The sequence below is a fragment of the Microbacterium sp. JB110 genome (genome assembly GCF_003335195.1).
In the GTDB taxonomy this organism is placed as follows: Bacteria; Actinomycetota; Actinomycetes; order Actinomycetales; family Microbacteriaceae; genus Microbacterium.
On sequence record NZ_QPGM01000004.1, the window covers coordinates 82686 to 102025 of the forward strand.

Below are 19340 nucleotides of genomic sequence, written 5' to 3' on the forward strand. Positions count from 1 at the left end.
AGGCGGAGGAAGGAGTCGGGCCGAGAGCCCGGCGACTGACGACAACGCACCGAGCGGCGTGCTCGCGTCCCCGTCAGCGTCAGCCCTCGTCCTCGATGACCTCACGATCCCTATCCAGCTCGTCCCGCACCAGGTGCTTCGCGTCGAGCGTGCCGTTGCGGTAGGCCTGGCGCCCCGCCATATGCGCAGACAGCGGCGCGGTGGCGAGCTGAATGACGACAACCGGCACGAGGAAGCCGACAGCGGCCCACGACTCGAGCGAGACGGCGACGCCGGCCGCGATCAGGATGAGCCCGAGCACCTGCGGCTTCGAGGCCGCGTGGATCCGGCTCGGCACATCGCGGAACCGCAGCAGCCCGATTGCGGCCGTCAGACACAGCACGGCGCCCAGCAGCACGAGCGAGAGCGCGACGATGTAGAGGATCACTGCTCCGCCTCCCCGCTGTCGCCTGGCGCCCGGTCACTCGGTCCGCGTGTCTCGCGCCCGTCGCGCCCTTCACGACGGGCGACGAAGCGCGCGACCGCCACCGTGCCGAGCACCCCTGTCGCCGCGATCATCAGCATGATCGGCAGCGTGTCCGTGCGGCGGTTGATCGCCGCCTCCGCGCCCAGCAGGCACAGCACCATCGTCAGCAGCACATCGCTGGCCAGAGCACGATCCAGGATCGACGGGCCTTTCACCATCCGGATGATCGTGAGGACGGCGCCGACTGCGAAGACGACCGCGATCGCGGTCACGAGTATCGAGATGATCATCGTGCCTCGCTCCCCGACTCGGCCGCGCGACGCTCGAAGTACGGCGCGTCCCCTGCGCGGCAGGTCCTCAGCTCCGCGCGCGAACCGACGGCCCGTACGATCCGCTTCTCCCAGATGAGCACGTGGCGGCGCACGACGTCGAGATCAGCATCGGTGCGCACGCCGATGGCATGCAGGTACAGCACCCGGCGCGCGCGATCGGCCTCGATGACGGTCGTTCCCGGCACGAGAGAAGTGGCCACGGCGACGTGAGTCATGATCAGATCATCGTCGACGCGCAGCGGCGCCTTCACGATCGCTGCGGACGGTGTGCCGGGCCCGACGGCCTGCCAGGCCACCTGCAGTGCGCCCAGAACGACTTCCCACAAGAACTGCAGCCCGAAGATGAGGAGCCAGAACAGGCTGACGCGGCCCGTCAGGTCTGCGGGCGGCAGCCGGAACACGCGCGTCACCACGACCGCCACGACGATGCCGGAGACGGCCGTGAGCCACGTGAACTGCCCCCAGAGCAGCATCCACAGCAGCACCAGCCAGGCGAAGAACGGCAGCTGGTTCCAGAAGCGCTTCAGCGTCATGATCCCTGCTCCACCCCCTCGAGCTCCACGAGCGAGATGGGCTGCAGCAGCGACTCACCGATGCGTTCGCACACGTCGTAGATCGGACCGGCGAACACGGTCAGCGCGAGCGTGACCGCGACCATGCCGATCGTCGCGCCCGTCATGATCCTGGGGCTCTCGCGGCGCTCCGACTGGCTGTCGGCTGCCGGTGCCTGCTCCAGGTGCTTGAAGCGGGCGTCCGCGTCCGTCGCCTCTTCCTCGTGGCCGCGCCAGAACGACATGTTCCACGCCCGCATCAGCGCGTACAGCGTCAGCAGCGACGTCACGACGCCTGCGGCGATCGACACCCACATGATGGGCGTGCCGACGCTCGCAGCCGCGTCGAACAGCGCGAACTTGCCGATGAACCCGGAGAACGGCGGCAGCCCGCCCAGGTTGAGTGCGGGGATGAAGTACAGCGCGGCGATCAGCGGCGCCGCCGTGACGAGGCCCCTCACCCGCAGGATCGAGGTCGAGCCCGCGTAGCGTTCGATCAGCCCCACTGCGAGGAAGAGGGTCGTCTGCACCACGATGTGGTGGATCATGTAGTACACCGTGGCACCGACCGCCGCTTCGGTGTGTATCGCGAGGCCGAAGATCATGTAGCCGACGTGGCTGACGAGTGTGAATGAGAGGATGCGCTTGAGCTCCGCCTGCGCGACGGCGCCCAGGATCCCCACGATCATCGTCGCGACGGCCGCGATCGCCAGGACCAGATCGAGATCGCTGTCGGGGAACAACTGCAACTCGGTCCGGATGATCGCATAGACCCCGACCTTGGTCAACAGGCCGGCGAACACCGCGGTGACCGGCGCAGGAGCCGTCGGATAGGAGTCGGGAAGCCAGAACGACAGCGGGAAGATCGCGGCTTTCACGGCGAAGCCCAGCAGCAGCATGATGTGCAGCAGCATCTGCACGCCGTCCGGCAGCTCCCCCATCCGCTCGGCGATCTGCGCCATGTTCACCGTGCCGAGCGCGCCGTAGATCACCGCGATCGCGGAGAGGAAGATGACGCTCGACACCAGAGAGACGACGATGTAGACGGTGCCGGTCCGGATGCGCTCCTTGGTCGAGCCCAGCGTGATCAGCACGTACGAGGCGACGAGCAGGATCTCGAAACCGACGTAGAGATTGAACAGGTCGCCCGCGATGAACGAGTTGAAGATCCCGGCCGCCAGGATCAGGTACGTCGGGTGGAAGATCGACACCGGAGTGTCCTGATCGCGATCGGCTGAGCCCTGCCCGACGGAGAACAGCAGCACGGCGAGCAGCACGATGCTCGACACCGCCACCAGAAGGGCCGCGAGGCGATCGACGTAGAGCACGATGCCGAACGGGAGCGGCCATCCGCCGACTGAGACAGCCAGCGGCGTGCCGAGGTCGACCGCGACGAGCATCACCGCCGCGAGCAGGAATGTCGCACTGAGCGTGACCACCGAGACGCCGATCTGCATCCGGCGGTGACGACCGAGCAGCAGCGTGAATGCGGCACCCAGCAGCGGCAGCGCCACGAACAGCGGGACGAGCAGGCTCATTCTGCGCCTCCGCTCCGCCGGCGGCGCTCATCCGGAAGGACGATGCTCGCCGTTGTGACCGGCCCGACTGCGTCATCGGAGAAGTCGGTCCGCTCGGAGTCCTCCACCTCGGCGGCGTCCTCTTCGTCGTCGAGCGCGACGACTGTCTCGGATGCCCGCTCGCGCAGCGCGATGTCCTCTTCGTCGTCCCGCACTGTGTCCTCCTGGCCCAACTGCCACGATCGATAGATCAGCGCGAGCAGGAAGGCACTGACGGCGAAGGTGATCACGATCGCCGTCAGCATGAGGGCCTGCGGCAGCGGATCGGACTGCTCACCCGCGTTTCCGTGGAACGGCGAGACGCCGGGGAACCCCATCGCGATGAGCAGGAGCAGATTGGTGGCGTTGCCGAGCAGCAGGAACCCGATGAGCACACGGGTCAGGCTGCGCTCCATCATGGCGTACACGCCTGCGGCATACAGCACGGCCATCACGACCACCAGAGAGAGGGAGACGCTCACGACGATCCTCCCCTCTCCGGCTCGGACACGGCGCCCGTCGGCGCGGCGGCTTCGTCACCTGCGGCCGGGACGAATCGGCGACCGCCGTCGTCCATGATCTGTCGATCGACCTCGCCGCCGAGAGAGCGGAGCACGTCGAGCACCAGGCCGACGACGACGAGGTACACGCCGATGTCGAAGACCGTCGACGTGACGAACTCGACGTGTCCGACCAACGGCAGCTCCGCTTCCCAGACCGCGCGCGTGAGCGGATCCAGGCCGAACAGCATCGGCGCAACGGCCGTGCCGACGGCGAGCACCATACCGGATCCCAGCATGTAGCCGGCGTCGGTGGGTGCGGCGATGCCGAGCTCGTACCTGCCCCCGGCGACGTAGCGCATCACGAGGGCCAGGCCGGCGACAAGCCCGCCCGCGAAGCCGCCGCCCGGGAGGTTGTGCCCAGCGAAGAGAAGATAGATCGAGATGACGATGATCGTGTGGAACAGGATCCGCACGACGACTTCGAGAATCAGGGAGCGTGAAGCCGCGCTCATGCTCGCACCGCCGAGGAGCCACGCGCGTCGCGCCCCGCGGTTGCCGTCGTCCTGCAGCCGGATGCCGCCGGTCGTCTCGACCATGGGTGTGCGCCCGAGTCGCAGACGCTGCCTGAACGTGGTCTTCTTCCGCATCGCGCGGCGCACCCCCGTCATCCGGTCCTCGCGAGCCGTGACGAACACGAGCGATGTGACGCCTGTGGCAGCCAGCACGAGCACGCTGAGCTCTCCCATCGTGTCCCAGCCGCGCAGGTCGACGAGCGCGACGTTGACGATGTTGCTGCCGTGCCCGATCTCGTATGCCAGTTCCTCCCAGGCGACAGAGACCGGCTCGGCGATCCGCGCGCTCGAAGCGACGACTGCGACGACCGCCATCGTGACGCCCACCGCCGCGCCGATGAGCGCACGTATGACGGGCCTGCTCGAGCCGTGGTGGCTGCCCATGCGCGCCGGGATGCGCCGCAGCACGAGGGTGAACACCACGAGCGTGACGGTCTCGATGAGCACCTGTGTGATCGCCAGATCCGGGGCACCGGAGAGGGCGAACAGAGTGACCATTCCGAGGCCGGACACCGACACCAGCACGACTCCCGTGAACCGCTTGGTCGCCCTGACTGCCAAGATTCCCGCCGCGATCATCAGCACAGCGGCGACGGGCTGCGCCGGATGGTGCCACGGCTCCAGCAGCATCGTCCAGTCGCCGTGCACGACGAGAACCGCCGCCTCGGCTGCGACCAGCACGACGAACGAGAGCGCGACGTACGTCGGCAGCGAGCCGCGCTGGATGGCACGGGTCACCATGACGGCGAGTCGATCGATCTCGCGAGTGACGAGGTAGTAGACGTCGGACGCGGGCAGCGGGAGCAAGCGCCAACGGCGATACCGTTCGAGCCGCCGCGACGCCCAGAACACACCGACGCCCACGGCGAGCGAGGCGGCGGACAGGGCGAGTGCCGGCTCGAGCCCGTGCCAGAGCGCGAGATGAATGCCGTGCCCGCCCTGAGCAGAATCGGCGTACGCGCCGAGCATCGGATCGAGCACAGGGACCGCGATGCCGCAGGCGGCGGTGAGCACCGCGAGCAGCAGCGGGCTGGCGACGAAGTCGAGAGGAGGGTCCGGCCACGGCGTGCGCGCACGCACGCTGCCGTCGGCGTCGCGTTTGGTCCAGAACGCACCCCACACGAAGCGCAGCCCGTACGCCGCGGTGAGCGCAGAGCCGAGCACGATCCCCCCGAGCGCGACGCAGCCCCACACGCTGCCGGCGAGCGCCTCATCGAGCATCGCCGTCAGGGCGGTCTCCTTCGCCACGAATCCGAGCAGCGGCGGCAGCCCTGCCATCGAGGCGACGGACACGACCGAGATCACGGCGAGAGTAGGCGCCTGCCTGCCCACACCGCTGAGGTCGCCGATGTCGCGTGTGGAGAGCTGACGGTCGATGATGCCGACCACGAGGAACAGCGCCGCCTTGAACAGCGAGTGCGCCAACAGCAGCGTGAGACCTGCCAGCGCAGTGTCGCGCGTGCCGAAGCCGATCACGACCGTGATGAATCCGAGCTGGCTCACCGTGCCGTAGGCGAGAAGTCGCTTCAGATCGACTTCGCGCAGCGCCTGGAAGCCGCCGAGCAGCATGGTGAACACGCCGAGCGACACCACCAGCGGGCGCCACGGCTCCGCCTCTGCGAAGGTCGGCGCGAAGCGCGCGAGCAGATAGATGCCCGCCTTGACCATCGCCGCAGCGTGCAGATACGCGCTCACGGGCGTAGGCGCGGCCATCGCGCCAGGAAGCCAGTAGTGGAACGGGAAGATCGCAGACTTGCTGAACGCGCCGATCAGCAGGCAGACCAGGGCGATGTTCGTCAGCGCCCCTGACGGCGGGTCGCTGAGAATCGCGCTGATCGAGTTCGAGCCGACCTGCACGGCGAGGATCACTGCGCCGACGAACATCACCAGCCCGCCGAGCGTGGTCGTCAGCAGTGACTGCAGCGCCGCACGGCGGCTGGCGGCACGATTGAAGTAGTGGCCGATGAGCAGGTACGACAGGATGCTCGTGATCTCCCAGAAGATGACGAGCATGATGATGTCGTCGGTGAGCACCAGACCGTACATCGTTCCGGCGAAGCCGAGCAGCTCGCCGGCGAACCGCCCTCTGCCCGCTCCCTGGCCGCGGAAGTAGGTGGCGCAGTAGATCAGCACGATCGCGCCGACCCCGGTGACGACCAGGGTCAGCGCCCAGCTGAGTGCGTCCATCCGCATCGAGATCTCGACGTCGAGGGGGCGGATCCACTCGTATGCCTCGTGTGGCACAGGACCTGCGACGACCGCCGGAGCCTGCATCAGCGCGTGCACGAAGCCGGCGATGGGCAGCAGCGCGGCCAGATAGAACACGCGCGAGCCGAGGAATCGTGCGAGCGGAACCACGGCGAACGACAGCACCGCGAACACGACGAGGATCGCAAGCATGGCGCCTCCTCGTCGTCTGGCCGGCGCGGGTGCACAGGCGGCGGGTGTGATCCGGTATGTTTTGGGTCCGCATCAAGACTATCGGCCGATTGCTGAGTCGGCTCGGATGCGCTCGGACTAAGATTGTGCGGTTAGGTTGGTTCGGTGCGCCTCGTCATTGCCGAATGCTCCGTCGACTACACCGGCCGCCTCAACGCCCATCTCCCGCTCGCGAAGCGTGTGCTGATGCACAAGGGCGACGGCAGCGTCCTCATCCATTCCGACGGCGGCTCGTACAAGCCGCTGAACTGGATGAGCTCGCCGTGCCGCACGGACGTGTCAGAACCGGATGAGGAACTCGCCTCGGCGGGCGTCGTCGAGGTGTGGAAGGTGACGCACCAGAAGTCGGGCGACGCGCTCACCGTGCGCATCCACGAGATCATCTCGGACTCCTCCCATGATCTGGGTGTCGACCCCGGCCTGATCAAGGACGGCGTCGAATCCGATCTGCAGCGCCTCCTCGCCGAGCAGGTCGACCGGGTCTCCGAGGGAGCAGCGCTCGTGCGACGCGAGTTCCCCACCGCCATCGGCCCCGTCGACCTGATGGTGCGCGGCTCAGACGGCCAGCACATCGCCGTCGAGATCAAGCGCCGCGGCGATATCGACGGCGTCGAGCAGCTCACCCGCTATCTCGACCTGCTCGGCCGCGACCCACTGCTGACGGGCATCCGAGGCGTATTCGCCGCCCAGGAGATCAAGCCGCAGGCGCGCACTCTCGCCGAGGACCGCGGCATCGAGTGCCTCGTGCTCGACTACGACGACATGAAGGGGATCGAGTCGGGCGTCCCCCGGCTGTTCTGAGATCCCGATGTCCATCCGGTGGTCGCGCTTGTCTCAGTCGGGGAGCACGGGCCGCCGAGACGCACACTTCTTCGACACAGAAGTGTCCCGAGCGGCGCATCTCGATGACAAGTCGCATCTCGGCAGCCTGGGCGGGGCGATCCCGCAGGGGCCTGTCGATAGGCTGGAGGCATGGCTGATGTGCGCGAGTTCACCTGTGTTCTGTGGGATGTCGACGGGGTGATCGCCGATGCGACGGCCGGCATCATGCCGCGCGTGCAGCAGGTGCTCACCGAGCTCGGGCATCCGGTTCCCACATTCGACGACCTGCGCGCGTGGATCGGGCCGCCCATGCTCGAGTCGTTCCAGGTGCGGGCGGGGTTGAATCCGGATGAGGCGATCACGGCAGTCGGCATGTATCGCGAGCTGGCCTCCCGCGGCGGCTACGCCACGTCGGTCAGGTTGTACGACGGCATCCCCGAACTCGTGCGCGAGGTGAGCGAGGCCGGCGTACCGATCTCAACCGCGAGCACCAAGCCCGAGAACCAGGTCAGGGCCATCCTCGAGCACTACGGTCTCGATGACGCATTCACCGCGATCGCCGGAGCCCGCTCCGACGCGGAGATCAACGACACCAAGGCCGTGGTCGTCGGCAACGCCCTCGAACGGCTGCGTGCGGCCGGCGCCGACACCTCGTCGCCCGTGCTGATCGGCGACCGGCACCACGACGTCGACGGCGCCGCGGAGCACGGCGTCCCTGTCGTCTTCGCCACGTGGGGCTTCGGAAACCCCGGCGAGGAGGCAGGCTCGATCGCCACGGTCGACGCCCCCGCCGAGCTGCGCGAGCTGCTCCGCGCCGGCCTGCCCGCCCTCGCCGCGGCGTAGCACCGCCCGCACCGCACAGCCCCGCGCACCGCGAACGTCCCCTTTCGCACCGAGCGGGGCGCTTGGGTCCGGATGCAAGGGGCCCACTCGATCACAAGGTGCACGCTCGCGCAGACGCCGCGTGACGGCGCGACCCGGAGCGCCCGCGCCACGCAACTCCGCGACATCCGGCGGCCCCTGTGCCCCCCGCGGGCGATACGCTCTACAACGTGAGCTTCGATTCCATTACGCCCGACCAGCTGCGCGAGGTCGGCAGCCTGAAGTGGTCGTACTTCCCCGGCAAGACTCCCGCATTCGTGGCCGAGATGGACTTCGGCATCGCGCCCGCCATCACGCAGGCGCTGCACGATGCGGTCGACAACGGCGCGTTCGGGTACCTGCCGCCCGCAACCGACCTCGCCCTGCGCGAGGCGTTCACCGGATGGGCGGCCGAGCGCTACGACTGGCAGGTCGATCCGGATGACGTGAAGCAGATATCCGACGTCATTCAGGCGTTCGAGGTCGCGATCGAGCACTTCAGCGAGCCCGGTTCGGCGATCGTGCTGCCGACGCCGGCGTACATGCCGTTCCTCACCGTGCCTCCTGTGATGAACCGCAGGATCATTCAGGTGCCGATGCTGCGCACGGAGACCGGATGGGAGTACGACCTCGACGCGCTCGACCGCGCCTTCGCCGACGGCGGTGGGCTGCTCATTCTGTGCAACCCGCACAACCCGATCGGGCGGGTGCTGCGCCGCGACGAGATGGCCGCGATCGGCGAGGTCGTCGACCGCCGTGGTGCGCGCGTGTTCTCCGACGAGATCCACGCGCCGCTGGTCTACGCGGGCGGGCGCCACGTGCCGTACGCCTCGGTGAATGAGGTCAACGCAGGCCACACGCTCACGGCGACCAGCGCCTCGAAGGCGTTCAACCTGCCTGGCCTGAAGGCCGCTCAGGTCGTGCTGTCGAACGACGCCGACCGCAAGTACTGGGCCGACAACGCCCGCTCGCTGCATTTCGAGGCGTCCAACCTCGGCGTCGTGGCGAACACGGCCGCCTACACCGGCGGCGGCGCTTGGCTCGCCGAGGTGCTGGACTACCTCGACGGCAACCGTCGCCTGCTCGGCGATCTGATCGCCGAGCACCTGCCCGGCGTGCGCTACACCGCGCCCGAGGGCACATACCTCGGCTGGTTGGACTGCTCTGCACTGGAGCTTCCCGGCTCGCCCGCAGAGTTCTTCGCCAGCTCAGCCGACGTCGTGCCGACTGACGGCGCGCTCTGCGGCGACGGCAACGCACAGGCGGTGCGCTTCAACTTCGCGACACCGCGCCCGATCATGGAGCAGGCCATCCGCGCCATGGGCGAGGCAGTGCGCGCCCACTGACGCACACGGCACGCGAACGTACCACTTGTCTTCGAGCGGACCCGTCGCCTACGGACACAAGGCGTCCACTCGATCACAAGGGGTCCACTCGCGCTGATTCGCCACCCGACGACGAAGGCCCCGTCCGCAGAATGCGAACGGGGCCTTCGTGAGATCTGCCGGACTACAGCGGCCGGATGCTCTCCGCCTGCAGGCCCTTCGGGCCCTGTGCGATCTCGAACTCCACGCGCTGGTTCTCTTCCAGCGAGCGGTAGCCCTGCGAATCGATGGCGGTGTAGTGCGCGAAGACGTCAGAGCCGCCCTCGTCGGGAGAGATGAAGCCGTAGCCCTTCTCCGAGTTGAACCACTTGACGGTACCCTGCGTGCTCATGTATTGCCGTTCTATAGAGATGAAGCCGACTCAGATTTCGTGTCGGCCAGGTCCCACGCTAACCGTTCGATCGCTCTGGCGATAGGGCGCGAGAGAATCTGCTTCGGATTCACAGGAATCTTCCCCCGTGAAGACATAAAACGGCCCCCGCCGTTGGGGGGAAACAGCGGGGGCCGGACGACCGAGAGAGGACGTCTTCTTCCAGCATACGGCAGTGTCCCCCATTTGGGGGACACGAGCATCGAACTGCCCGGGCAGACGACGGCGCTTCCCGACCGTGTCGATGGAATGAAACGACGTCACTGCGCGCTGTAGCTCGGTGACCGTCCCAACAGAAAGCCGACTATGCGCGCGCTCATCCACGACACCTTCGGCGACCCCGCCCAGCAGCTCCGCGTGCAGGAGGTCCCCGATCCGGTGCCAGGCCCCGGCCAGGCGCTCGTGCGCACCACGCTGTCGCCGATTCACAACCACGATGTGCTCACGGTGTCGGGTGACTACGGCTTCGTGCCGCCCCTTCCCGCACAGTCAGGCACGGAGGCAACCGGCGTCGTCGAGGCCCTCGGCGAGGGCGTCGACTCGCTGCAGATCGGCCAGCGCGTCGCCGGCGGAGCGTTCGGTGCGTGGGCGGAGACGTTCGTCGCGAACGCGGCAGGGCTCGTACCGGTGCCGGATGCCCTGGACGACGAGTCGGCCTCACAGCTCATCTCGATGCCGGCCAGCGCCCTGGCGCTGCTGAACGCGCTCGGCGTGAGCGAGGGGGACTGGATCGCGCAGAACGCCGCGGGCGGAGCCGTGGGGAGGCTCGTGGCACAGTTCGCCCGCAGCCGCGGCGTGAACGTGCTCGGACTCGTGCGCCGCAGCGAGGGCGTCGCCGAACTCGCCGCAGCAGGAATCGATCGCGTCGTGGCGACCGACCAGGACGACTGGCGCGATCGGGCGGCCGAGATCACCGGCGGCGCACCCATCACCGTCGGCGTCGACTCGGTCGGCGGGCCCGCGGTCGGCGACATGCTCGAGCTCGTCGCCGACGGCGGCCGGGTCGTGCTGTTCGGCGCCATGGGCTCGGCGCGGATCGAGGCGGCGAGCCGTCACATCATCTTCCGTCAGGTGACGATCGAGGGCTTCTGGGGCTCCAAGGTCATGTCCGCGATGGATCCGCTCGAACGCGCCTCGCTCATCCGGGAAGTCGTCGAGCTCGCCGCCAGCGGCGACATCACCCTTCCGGTCGAGGAGATCTTCTCGTTCGACCGGATCGCCGACGCCGTCGCCGCCCACAACCGCCCAGGACGTGCGGGCAAGGTGCTGCTGCGGCCATGACCGAAGTGCCGGATGGGACCGAGCCGCGGATCGTCGCCGACACGCGCGATCTTGCGGCCCGTGTCGGCGAACCCGGTGAGATCGGCGCGGTCTGGAACATCCCCTCGGGCGAGCGCGACCTCGACGCGAACGTCATCGCACTGCCGCCGGGCGAGGGCATCGCCTTGCACCGGGGGCCGGCGATCGATGTACTGATCCATGTCGTCGCGGGAGCAGGGACGCTGACCACCGCGACCACCGACATCGCGCTCTCCCCCGGCCACGTGGTGTGGCTCCCCCGCGGATCCCGCCGCGCATTCACGGCGGGGCCGGGCGGCCTGCGCTACCTCACCGTGCATCAGCACCGCACTCCAGGGCCGCTGCTGGGTGCCTGAACGCGTGTCCTGAGGCGCCGGCGCGGATGCCGCACGCGCGGCTCGTCAGAAGTACGTGTCGATGATCTCGGTGATGCGGTCGTGGTCGTCGGCGACGGGGACCCTGCGCCACTTGTCGAATGCGGTGCACGGGTGGGAGATGCCGAAGCAGACCAGGTCGCCGGGTCGCGGGGCGAAGCCGTCCTCGCAGCTCAGGTAGGCGTGCTGGTCGTCCAGCTTCGTCACCGCTGCTCGATCGGCGATCTCGGAGACGACGCCGTCGGCGGTCCGCTGGCGGAGCGGAACGGGCATGCCCTCGTCGTACGGAGCGTCTCGTTTGCCCATTCCGATGATCGCGATCCCTGGTTCCGGCACCGACACCACGTGCGCCCAGATCTCCAGCGCGGCGTCGAGGCGCCCCTCATCCGGAATCCGATTGAACGCGGTCTTTCCCACGTACACGCCGTCGTCGTGTGAGACGTACGCCCCGCTGCGCAGGATCACCTGCGCGTCACCGGCGAGCGCCTCGCCGAGCTCGACCGCCACCCGGTCGAAGTACGCGCTGCCACCGGCTGTCACGATCGGCCGCTCAGGAAGCACGCCTTCCAGGCGAAGCCGCCGAGTGATCGCTCTGACGCCGTCGAAGTAGTCGGTCACCTCGGCGACGCTGCGCAGACCTCCCTCGTACGAGGAGACTCCCGCCAGCCGAACGCCCTCGATGTCGTGCACGATGTGCGCCAGCCGCGCCGCCTCATCCGGATGACGCACTCCCGTGCGGCCCCCGGCATGGCCGATGTCGACGAGCACCGGGAGCTCGACGCCTGCGCGCACGCCCTCGCGAGCCGCCGCGGCGCTGCCCTCGTCCGAGTCGACGAGGAAGAGGATCTCGCCTGCTCCCCCTGCAGCCTCATCCGCGATCCATCTCAGCGTCGCCGGATCGAGCACCTCGTTCGCGATCAGAATGCGCGAGACCCCGAAGCCGCGCGCCGCGCGCGCCTGATGCCCCATCGCGACCGTGATCCCCCACGCGCCTTCTGCAAGCTGCCTGGCGAACAGCTGCGGCGACATCGTGGTCTTGCCGTGCGGCGCGAAGCTCAGATCGTGCCGTGTGCAGAAGTCAGCCAGAGACCGGATGTTGCGCGCGAGCGCGCGCTCGCGCAGGACCATCGCGGGGAACGCGACGCTGCCGTCGAAGAGGGTCCGATCCTCCCCGCCGCCCGGCCACAGCCCCTTCGTCGCCCACGGCGCCGCAATCGTCTCGCTCATGCTCTCTCCGTTCCTGCACGGCCATCCGGTGCTCCCGCCGTCAACGATGACACGTCCCGGCGCAGACCGCGGCCTGGCGTCCTGCCCGTCAGCGCACCATCCGCGAGAACCGGGACGCCGGCCACGAGCACGTCGTCGATGCCCTCAGCGAGACGGAGCGGGTTCGCGTAGTCCGCCCTGTCGGCGACGGCGGCGGGGTCGACCAGTACGAGGTCGGCGTGGAATCCGGCCCACACGGCGCCGCGCCGTCCCAACCTCATCCGTGCGGCGGGGCGCTCCGACAGGCGGTGCGCCGCCTGCTGCCATGTCCACCTGCCGTCGGCGGCCATCGCCAGCAGCCGCGCGAACGCGCCGTACGCGCGAGGATGCGGCGCCTGTCCGACGAAGATGCCATCCGACCCGCCCATGAAACCCGGATGAGAGAACAGCCTGGCCAGATTCTCCATCGGCCGCTCGTCGAGCACGGCCATCACCGCACCGACGCGCATGTCTCCCGCGACGAGCATCCGGATCGTCGCCTCCGCCGCGTCGACGCCGAGCCGCTGTGCGATCTCCGCGAGCGTCAGCCCGGCGCACCAGGCCCACTCGCTGTTCGGCATCGAGGAGATCGTGATCATGCCTGGCCAGTCTGGCCCGAGGCTCGGGTGCTCGGCCACGCGCGGAAACCACTCGGTGCGCAGTCTGGCGACCTCATCCGGACTCTGCAGCCGCGCCGCCGCGTCGCCAGCGGCGAGCGCGCTGTACTCGGGCGGCAGCGTCGGCATCGACAGCAGCGAAGCGCCGCGCGTGTACGGGTACATATCGAACGTCGCGTCCGCCCCGCCGTCGGCGAGGTCGCCCATGAGGCGCCAGCCGTGCTCCGCGTCGAGGTGGAAGTGCGAGATGTGCGCCGCGACGCCGCTGTGCGCGCAGATCGCGGCGATCTCGCGCACGCCGACGTCCGAGCCCCGCTCGTATCCGCCCCGCATGTGCGTCACGTACAGGGCGTCGGCGGCTGCGACGGGCTCGGTCAGCTTCGCGATCTCGGTGGTATCGGCGAAGAGGCCCGGCACGTAGTCGAGGCCGGTCGACAGCCCGAGCGCGCCGTCACGCAGACCGTCTGCGACCAGCTCCTGCATCCGCCGCAGCTGCCCGTCGGTCGCCGGGTCGGCGGACATGCCCATCACGTCGTGGCGCACGGTGCCGGCCGGGACGAGGCAGCCGACGTTCACGGGCGTCGCGTCGTCGTAGGTCGCGAGCAGGTCGGCGACGCCTCCGCCGCGGAACTGCGGATGCTCGCCGTTGATCGCGGCGAAGTAGTCGCTCGCCCATCGCCCATCGCCCGGCGCATAGGAGACGCCGTCCTGGCCGGCGATCACCGTTGTGATCCCCTGGCGCAGGAGCGCGAGGGCCACATCCGGATCGAACACCCGCCCATCGGCGTGGGAGTGCGCGTCGACGAAACCGGGCAGCACGAGACGCCCTCCGGCGTCGATCACCTCATCGCCGACTCGAGGATCGATGCGCCCGACCTCCGAGATCCGGCCGTCGGAGATCGCGACGTCGGCGCGCGTTCCCGCCTCAGCGCGGTCGTCGACGACGGCGCCTCCCCGGATGACGGTGCGTGTCATGCGGACGCGTACCGGGCGAGCAGGTCGATCTGGCGCGGGTCGCTCAGCGCGGAGCCGACGGCGACGACCGAGACGCCGGCGGCGAGGAACTCCTCGGCGTTGTGCGCGTCCATGCCGCCGGTGGCGACGAATCGGATGCCGGGGAACGGGCCGCGCATCGTGCGGAACCACGAGGTGCCGAGCGTGGCGGCGGGGAAGGCCTTCACCCAGTCGACGCCGAGCGCCTGCGCGCGCTGCACCTCGGTCGCCGTGGCCACGCCTGGCAGGTGCGGCATCTCGCGACGATGGCTCGCGTCGAGCACGCTGCCGTCGGTGCCGGGCGCGACCGTGAAGGCGGCACCCGCGCTCGCGCTGGCCTCGACCTGCTCGACCGTGACGACCGTGCCGGATCCGACCCGCTTTCCCCGTTCCCGACCGGCTGCGACCACCGCTTCGAGCGACGCAACGGCATCCGGTGTCTGGATCGGCACCTCGACGAGGTCGATGCCGAGATCCCATGCCCGCGTCGCCAGCGCAACAGCCTCGGCCGGTGCCATTCCGCGCAGGATCGCCATGAACCGCTGCCCGTCGAACAGCTCGTCGAACGTCACCATCGCACCGTCTCCTCCTGCACTGCGAAGCGCAGTGCGTTCCATTCCTCTTCGCCGATCGCGGCGAGCTCTCTGAGCCGCTGTGCGGGCCCCGGATCCGGGGTGTCGCCGCGGTGCCGCAGCGCATGCGCCGCCATCACGTGGCCGCGACGCAGACAGGTGCGCTCGTCCGCGCCGCCCAGCCGACCGTCGAGGTAGCCGGCGGCGAACGCGTCGCCCGCCCCGATCGGCTCCACCACGTCGACAGAGGGTGCGGGAACGTGCACGCGCTCGGTGCCGACGAAGCTCGTCGCGCCGACGTCGGCGTCCTTGACGACGAGCGCACCGACATCCGGCAGCAGCTCGCGCACCTCGTCCGCCGTTGCGGTGCCCCACAGCTCGGCCGCCTCGTCGCGGCCGACGAAGACGATGTCGGCACGGCGGGCGTGCTCGAGCAGCACGGGTGCTGCGCGCTCGGATGCCCAGAGCCGAGGGCGGAAGTTCACGTCGAAGCTCGTCACGACGTCACCCGATCTGCCGGAGAGCACCGCGTCGACGAGGTCATTGCACGATTCCGACAGCGCGGCAGTGATGCCGGACAGGTGGCACACGCGGCGCTCGGCCAGACGCAGGCCCGCGAGATCGGCGGGGCTCATCGCCGAGGCGGCGGAACGCGCGCGGTAGTAGAGCACGTCGCTGCGGCCGTCGACGACGTCTTTGAAGTAGACGCCGGTCTGCCTGGTGCCGTCTTCGACGACGCGCGGGGTCTCGACGCCGCGGAGGCGCAGCGCTTCGAGGATCCGACTGCCGAACGGATCGGCGCCGACTCTGCTGAACCACTCCGCACGACGGCCGAGATGGGTCAGCCCGACCGCGACGTTCGACTCGGCTCCCGCGATGTGCAGCTCGGCCGTCTCGGCGCTGCGCAGACCCTCACCTGCCGCGGCGACGAGCACCATGCTCTCGCCGAGGCAGAGCACGTCGGCGGGTTCCGCAGCGCTCACCGCCTGATTCCGTCATGTTGCATTATTTGCACAATCTGTTGCGACATCCGATGTCCTTCGAGCATAGGTTCGCGGCGGGAACGACGTCAAGGCTGCTCCGCCGGACACAGCGCAGTCGACACACCGAATGCCTCCGACGCCATCCGCGGCAGTCCGCGCTTCTCGCGAGCACTGCGCCGAGAGATGACTGCGCTGTGCGCGCGACGCCCGGGGGCAGTGCACGGCGGGGCGCTTGGCCCGGGTTCGCGCGCTGTGACAGCATGAGCGCATCGCTCAGGCCGATTCCGGGGGACACAGTGTCGCAGACCGTGCAACGCGCGACGGAGCTCATCGAGTTCATCGCAGAGGACCCGCGCACCCTCGCCGAGGCGGCGGAGAAGTTCGACGTGCACCGTTCGACGGTGTTCCGTCAGCTGCAGACGCTCGAGCGCGCCGGCTTCCTCGTGCACCGGTCGGACGGTCGATACGCGATCGGCCCGCGCATCATCTCGATCGCCCAGCATGCACTGGAGCGCATCGACCTGCGCCGCATCGCGCACGACCACCTCATCCGGCTGCAGACTCGTGCCGGCTGCACGGTGCACCTGGCGCAGCTGATGGAGAACAGCATCGTGTACGTCGACAAGATCGAGGACACCAGCGGTGTGCGGATGTACTCCCGCGTCGGCCGAACCGTGCTGCCGCAGGCGACGGGGGTCGGCAAGGCGATCCTCGCGCAGCTGCCCGCCGCGCGCCGCGACGCCGTGCTCGCCGGCGTCGAATGGCACGCGTACACCGACACGACGCTGACTGACCGGAAGAGCCTCGACGTCGAGCTCGACCGGATCGCGCGGCGCGGCTGGGCCGTCGACGACAGCGAGTTCGAGGGATTCACGAACTGCATCGCCACGCCCGTGTCCAACTCGGACGGCACCGTCGTCGGCGCGATCTCGCTCACGTCGCTGAAAGCGCTGCACAACCTCGATGACCTGCGCACCCACCTCGACGATCTGCTCGAGACCGCAAGCCGGGTCTCGCGGGACCTGGGGTAGGGCGACGCACACGAGTGCCTACGAAGTTCGCGAACGCCTACGACATTGCATAGGCATTCGCGAAGAACGTAGGCACTCGCGCGGGGCGGAGACGACCGGGCGGAGACGACCAGGGGTGTGTTGCGTGTGGTGCAACAGCCTTTGTGATTCCTGCACTTTGCCCTAGCATCATCACGCCCGCTCTTGAGAGGAACACTGATGCCACGCACCGCCATCCGGACCGACGCCGCCCCCGCCGCCGCGCACACGTTCTCCCAGGGAGTCAGGCACGGCAACGTGCTGCAGGTCTCCGGTCAGGGTCCGATGGATCCTGTGACGAAGCGCTACATCGCCGAGGGCGACGTGCACGCGCAGACCCTTCGCACCCTCGAGAACGTGCGCGCCATTGTCGAAGCCGGCGGTGCGAGCGTCGCCGACGTGGTGATGTTCCGGGTCTACCTCACCGACCGCGGTGACTTCGCCGCCATGAACGAGGCGTACGGCGAGTTCGTCGAACGCCACGTCGGTGACGGCGTCCTCCCCGGCCGCACCACCGTCTTCGTCGGCCTGCCGCACGCGGAGATGCTGGTCGAGATCGACGCCCTCGCCGTCGTGGACTGAGCGGCCGCGTCAGCAGGCTCGCATCACCCGATCCGTGCTGACGCAGTCGCTGCGGCGACCCGGCTGACACTCCTCACGCGGCCACCGCCTCACCGGCTCCGGGCGCTCCGCCCAGCACTCGCCGAAGGATGATCCTCTCCCCCAGGGTCCAGGCCGTCGTCGTGAGCAGGTAGAGGGCGGCGGCAAGCGGCACGAACGCGGCGATCGCCGCCGTGAGGAAGGGCATGAAGCTCAGCACGCGCATCATCCGGGACAGGTCGGGCGCTCCATCTGGACGCTCCGCCGGCGTGGCCGGTGTCGGCGGCGCGAGCAGGCGGCGCGATGCCTGCGCGACGATCGCGATCAGCACCATGATCGCGACGAACACCAGAGCTGACCCCCAGTCGGCGGCACCGGCGACGATCTGCCCGATGAACCCTGCGTCCAGCGGGATGCCCAGGAACGTGTGCGTCAGCAGCTCGTTGGCGTGCCCGTCGACGGTCTGCCGGATGAACAGCCCGTAGACGGCCATCAGGAGCGGCGTCTGCGCGAGCACGGGCAGGCAGCCGGCGAACGGCGACGACTTCTCCGCCGCATAGAGCTCCATCGTCTTGCGCTGGAGCAGCTCCGGGTTCTTCTTGTACCGACGCTGGAGCTCTGCGAGCTGCGGCGCGAGTCGCTCCCGGATGATGCCGGCCCTGACCTGCGACCGGCCGACGGGTATCAGCACGATGCGGACCGCGATCGTGAGCAGGATGACCGCGGCCGCCGCGCTCTCGGTGCCGGCCAGCGGTTCGAGCAGCTCGCTGATCCGGGTGACCAGCCAGTATGCGGCGCTGATCAGGATGCGGATGGGTGGGAATTCGTAGATGTCCATGTCGTTCTCGTCTCGTTCGCAAGGAATATCGATCGATTGATCGCCTCGTGAGAACGACGGAGCCGCCCGCGGCGTGCGGGAGAGCATTCCCCTGCTGAAGTCAGCGGGGAGGAAGAGGTCGTCGCTCAGGCCGAGGCGTGAACGACGAACGACGGCGCGCGCACCATGGCGGTGCCGCGAGTGCCCGGCTGGCCTGCGAGCCGGCGGGCCGGGGTCGTGCGAACGCGCAGGCCCTTCGGCGGCGCATTCGGCGCGATCAGCAGCGCGCGAGTCAGTGTGCGCAGAGCCCGCGGAACGACGACCGCCACCAGGAGGGCACCGACAGCGAGGAAGAGCAGCGCCTGGAACGGCGACGACGGCACGTGCGAGCCGAACGCAACGGTGAGCGTGAGCACGATGAAGTGCAGCGCGATCCACAGTGAAACCAGCACCGCTCTCACCTCCCACCGCTCAGTGTGCGGCCACTCTACTCGGAACGTTCGCCGAGCAGGTGAGCCGGTGCGCCGCGGTCAGGCCGTCCGAACCCTCGCGCACAGCGAAACGCGCCGCCTCACGGACGACGACGGCGCGTCTCGACCGGACGACATATCCGGCATCGGGACCGGAGACGACGTTGGGCCCGACCATTCCGTCGGGCCCAACGTCATACCGTGCGCGAGGGGGGACTTGAACCCCCACGTCCGTAAGGACACTGGCACCTGAAGCCAGCGCGTCTACCAATTCCGCCACTCGCGCGAGTCGAGCGCGTGCGCTCTTTCTCAACCTGAAGATCCTAACACGGCGCGGGGAATGCGAACGAACCGAACATCGTCCGCTGCGGGAGCTCGAAGCCGCGCAGAACCGCGGAGAGGACGCGCTGCCCGGAAATCAATCCCCGAGGCACTGCAGAATCCTCGAGACACGGCACAATCGG

General features: G+C 68.9%; 20 protein-coding genes and 1 tRNA gene. 7 read left to right on the forward strand and 14 right to left on the reverse strand.

Annotated elements, in window-relative coordinates; translation table 11 throughout:
- Positions 1-79: 79 nt before the first annotated feature.
- Genes mnhG through CIK77_RS08770 form a run of 6 tightly spaced genes read right to left on the reverse strand, consistent with a single transcriptional unit; the run spans position 80 to position 6380 of the window.
- Positions 80-427, reverse strand: coding sequence for a monovalent cation/H(+) antiporter subunit G (gene mnhG, locus CIK77_RS08745; RefSeq protein ID WP_087053493.1), 348 nt, complete (start codon positions 425-427; stop codon positions 80-82).
- A complete protein-coding gene (locus tag CIK77_RS08750) occupies positions 424-756 on the reverse strand; it encodes a monovalent cation/H+ antiporter complex subunit F (RefSeq protein WP_332841610.1) in 333 nt (110 codons plus the stop codon). The genes mnhG and CIK77_RS08750 overlap by 4 nt, the downstream gene beginning before the upstream one ends.
- A complete protein-coding gene (locus CIK77_RS08755) occupies positions 753-1331 on the reverse strand; it encodes a Na+/H+ antiporter subunit E (protein WP_087053492.1) in 579 nt (192 codons plus the stop codon). Before CIK77_RS08755 ends, CIK77_RS08750 begins: the two co-directional genes overlap by 4 nt.
- Positions 1328-2887 (reverse strand): Na+/H+ antiporter subunit D, encoded by a 1560-nt coding sequence (locus CIK77_RS08760; RefSeq protein ID WP_087053490.1) that lies wholly within the window; start codon positions 2885-2887, stop codon positions 1328-1330. Before CIK77_RS08760 ends, CIK77_RS08755 begins: the two co-directional genes overlap by 4 nt.
- Positions 2884-3387 carry a Na(+)/H(+) antiporter subunit C gene (locus tag CIK77_RS08765; protein ID WP_087053489.1) on the reverse strand — a complete coding sequence of 168 codons (504 nt, stop codon included), beginning with the start codon at positions 3385-3387 and terminating at the stop codon, positions 2884-2886. Before CIK77_RS08765 ends, CIK77_RS08760 begins: the two co-directional genes overlap by 4 nt.
- Complete coding sequence (locus CIK77_RS08770; RefSeq protein ID WP_087053487.1) at positions 3384-6380, reverse strand: Na+/H+ antiporter subunit A; 2997 nt, start codon at positions 6378-6380, stop codon at positions 3384-3386. The genes CIK77_RS08765 and CIK77_RS08770 overlap by 4 nt, the downstream gene beginning before the upstream one ends.
- 144 nt (positions 6381-6524) lie before the next feature.
- On the opposite strand from CIK77_RS08770, the gene nucS reads away from it, so the two are divergent.
- From nucS to CIK77_RS08785, 3 genes are all read left to right on the forward strand, one after another.
- Positions 6525-7220, forward strand: coding sequence for an endonuclease NucS (nucS, locus tag CIK77_RS08775; RefSeq protein ID WP_087053485.1), 696 nt, complete (start codon positions 6525-6527; stop codon positions 7218-7220).
- A gap of 171 nt (positions 7221-7391) precedes the next feature.
- A complete protein-coding gene (locus CIK77_RS08780; protein WP_087053484.1) occupies positions 7392-8084 on the forward strand; it encodes an HAD hydrolase-like protein in 693 nt (230 codons plus the stop codon).
- A 209-nt stretch (positions 8085-8293) separates the two neighbouring features.
- Positions 8294-9448 (forward strand): MalY/PatB family protein, encoded by a 1155-nt coding sequence (locus tag CIK77_RS08785; protein WP_249268439.1) that lies wholly within the window; start codon positions 8294-8296, stop codon positions 9446-9448.
- A gap of 163 nt (positions 9449-9611) precedes the next feature.
- Here CIK77_RS08785 and CIK77_RS08790 read toward each other — a convergent pair whose 3' ends face one another.
- Positions 9612-9818, reverse strand: coding sequence for a cold-shock protein (locus CIK77_RS08790; RefSeq protein WP_087053483.1), 207 nt, complete (start codon positions 9816-9818; stop codon positions 9612-9614).
- Positions 9819-10163: 345 nt separating this feature from the next.
- On the opposite strand from CIK77_RS08790, the gene CIK77_RS08795 reads away from it, so the two are divergent.
- Complete coding sequence (locus CIK77_RS08795; RefSeq protein WP_087053482.1) at positions 10164-11138, forward strand: zinc-binding dehydrogenase; 975 nt, start codon at positions 10164-10166, stop codon at positions 11136-11138.
- Positions 11135-11512, forward strand: coding sequence for a cupin domain-containing protein (locus tag CIK77_RS08800; protein WP_087053481.1), 378 nt, complete (start codon positions 11135-11137; stop codon positions 11510-11512). The genes CIK77_RS08795 and CIK77_RS08800 overlap by 4 nt, the downstream gene beginning before the upstream one ends.
- 45 nt (positions 11513-11557) lie before the next feature.
- Here CIK77_RS08800 and CIK77_RS08805 read toward each other — a convergent pair whose 3' ends face one another.
- From CIK77_RS08805 to CIK77_RS08820, 4 genes are read right to left on the reverse strand one after another with little or no spacing between them, the layout of a single operon-like run.
- Complete coding sequence (locus tag CIK77_RS08805) at positions 11558-12757, reverse strand: alanine racemase (protein WP_087053480.1); 1200 nt, start codon at positions 12755-12757, stop codon at positions 11558-11560.
- Positions 12754-14367 carry an N-acyl-D-amino-acid deacylase family protein gene (locus CIK77_RS08810; protein ID WP_087053478.1) on the reverse strand — a complete coding sequence of 538 codons (1614 nt, stop codon included), beginning with the start codon at positions 14365-14367 and terminating at the stop codon, positions 12754-12756. Before CIK77_RS08810 ends, CIK77_RS08805 begins: the two co-directional genes overlap by 4 nt.
- Complete coding sequence (locus CIK77_RS08815; protein WP_170934006.1) at positions 14364-14960, reverse strand: bifunctional 4-hydroxy-2-oxoglutarate aldolase/2-dehydro-3-deoxy-phosphogluconate aldolase; 597 nt, start codon at positions 14958-14960, stop codon at positions 14364-14366. Before CIK77_RS08815 ends, CIK77_RS08810 begins: the two co-directional genes overlap by 4 nt.
- Positions 14954-15940 (reverse strand): sugar kinase, encoded by a 987-nt coding sequence (locus CIK77_RS08820; RefSeq protein ID WP_249268438.1) that lies wholly within the window; start codon positions 15938-15940, stop codon positions 14954-14956. The genes CIK77_RS08815 and CIK77_RS08820 overlap by 7 nt, the downstream gene beginning before the upstream one ends.
- Positions 15941-16200: 260 nt before the next feature.
- Here CIK77_RS08820 and CIK77_RS08825 point away from each other — a divergent pair, with 260 nt between their 5' ends.
- Together CIK77_RS08825 and CIK77_RS08830 are read left to right on the forward strand one after the other, a co-directional pair.
- Positions 16201-16971: an IclR family transcriptional regulator gene (locus CIK77_RS08825; RefSeq protein WP_170934005.1), complete on the forward strand. Its 771-nt coding sequence runs from the start codon at positions 16201-16203 to the stop codon at positions 16969-16971.
- Positions 16972-17169: 198 nt separating this feature from the next.
- On the forward strand, positions 17170-17571 hold the full coding sequence (locus CIK77_RS08830) for a RidA family protein (RefSeq protein ID WP_087053474.1): 402 nt from the start codon (positions 17170-17172) through the stop codon (positions 17569-17571).
- 73 nt (positions 17572-17644) lie between these two features.
- Here the strand turns inward: CIK77_RS08830 and CIK77_RS08835 are convergent, their stop codons facing one another.
- The 3 genes from CIK77_RS08835 to CIK77_RS08845 all read right to left on the reverse strand — a co-directional run bounded on the left by CIK77_RS08835 (position 17645) and on the right by CIK77_RS08845 (position 19162).
- Positions 17645-18427: a YidC/Oxa1 family membrane protein insertase gene (locus CIK77_RS08835; RefSeq protein WP_087053473.1), complete on the reverse strand. Its 783-nt coding sequence runs from the start codon at positions 18425-18427 to the stop codon at positions 17645-17647.
- A gap of 125 nt (positions 18428-18552) precedes the next feature.
- Positions 18553-18858 (reverse strand): hypothetical protein, encoded by a 306-nt coding sequence (locus CIK77_RS08840; protein WP_140403473.1) that lies wholly within the window; start codon positions 18856-18858, stop codon positions 18553-18555.
- A gap of 220 nt (positions 18859-19078) precedes the next feature.
- Positions 19079-19162: transfer RNA gene (locus tag CIK77_RS08845), tRNA-Leu, on the reverse strand.
- Between the last annotated feature and the right edge of the window lie 178 nt (positions 19163-19340).

Bases quoted from the DNA above. Each gene is read 5' to 3' on its own strand.
- CIK77_RS08750 (WP_332841610.1), bottom strand. From the start codon at position 756: ATGATCATCTCGATACTCGTGACCGCGATCGCGGTCGTCTTCGCAGTC.
- CIK77_RS08755 (WP_087053492.1), bottom strand. From the start codon at position 1,331: ATGACGCTGAAGCGCTTCTGGAACCAGCTGCCGTTCTTCGCCTGGCTG.
- CIK77_RS08760 (WP_087053490.1), bottom strand. From the start codon at position 2,887: ATGAGCCTGCTCGTCCCGCTGTTCGTGGCGCTGCCGCTGCTGGGTGCC.
- CIK77_RS08770 (WP_087053487.1), bottom strand. From the start codon at position 6,380: ATGCTTGCGATCCTCGTCGTGTTCGCGGTGCTGTCGTTCGCCGTGGTT.
- CIK77_RS08780 (WP_087053484.1), top strand. From the start codon at position 7,392: ATGGCTGATGTGCGCGAGTTCACCTGTGTTCTGTGGGATGTCGACGGG.
- CIK77_RS08790 (WP_087053483.1), bottom strand. From the start codon at position 9,818: ATGAGCACGCAGGGTACCGTCAAGTGGTTCAACTCGGAGAAGGGCTAC.
- CIK77_RS08795 (WP_087053482.1), top strand. From the start codon at position 10,164: ATGCGCGCGCTCATCCACGACACCTTCGGCGACCCCGCCCAGCAGCTC.
- CIK77_RS08800 (WP_087053481.1), top strand. From the start codon at position 11,135: ATGACCGAAGTGCCGGATGGGACCGAGCCGCGGATCGTCGCCGACACG.
- CIK77_RS08805 (WP_087053480.1), bottom strand. From the start codon at position 12,757: ATGAGCGAGACGATTGCGGCGCCGTGGGCGACGAAGGGGCTGTGGCCG.
- CIK77_RS08810 (WP_087053478.1), bottom strand. From the start codon at position 14,367: ATGACACGCACCGTCATCCGGGGAGGCGCCGTCGTCGACGACCGCGCT.
- CIK77_RS08815 (WP_170934006.1), bottom strand. From the start codon at position 14,960: ATGGTGACGTTCGACGAGCTGTTCGACGGGCAGCGGTTCATGGCGATC.
- CIK77_RS08825 (WP_170934005.1), top strand. From the start codon at position 16,201: ATGAGCGCATCGCTCAGGCCGATTCCGGGGGACACAGTGTCGCAGACC.
- CIK77_RS08830 (WP_087053474.1), top strand. From the start codon at position 17,170: ATGCCACGCACCGCCATCCGGACCGACGCCGCCCCCGCCGCCGCGCAC.
- CIK77_RS08835 (WP_087053473.1), bottom strand. From the start codon at position 18,427: ATGGACATCTACGAATTCCCACCCATCCGCATCCTGATCAGCGCCGCA.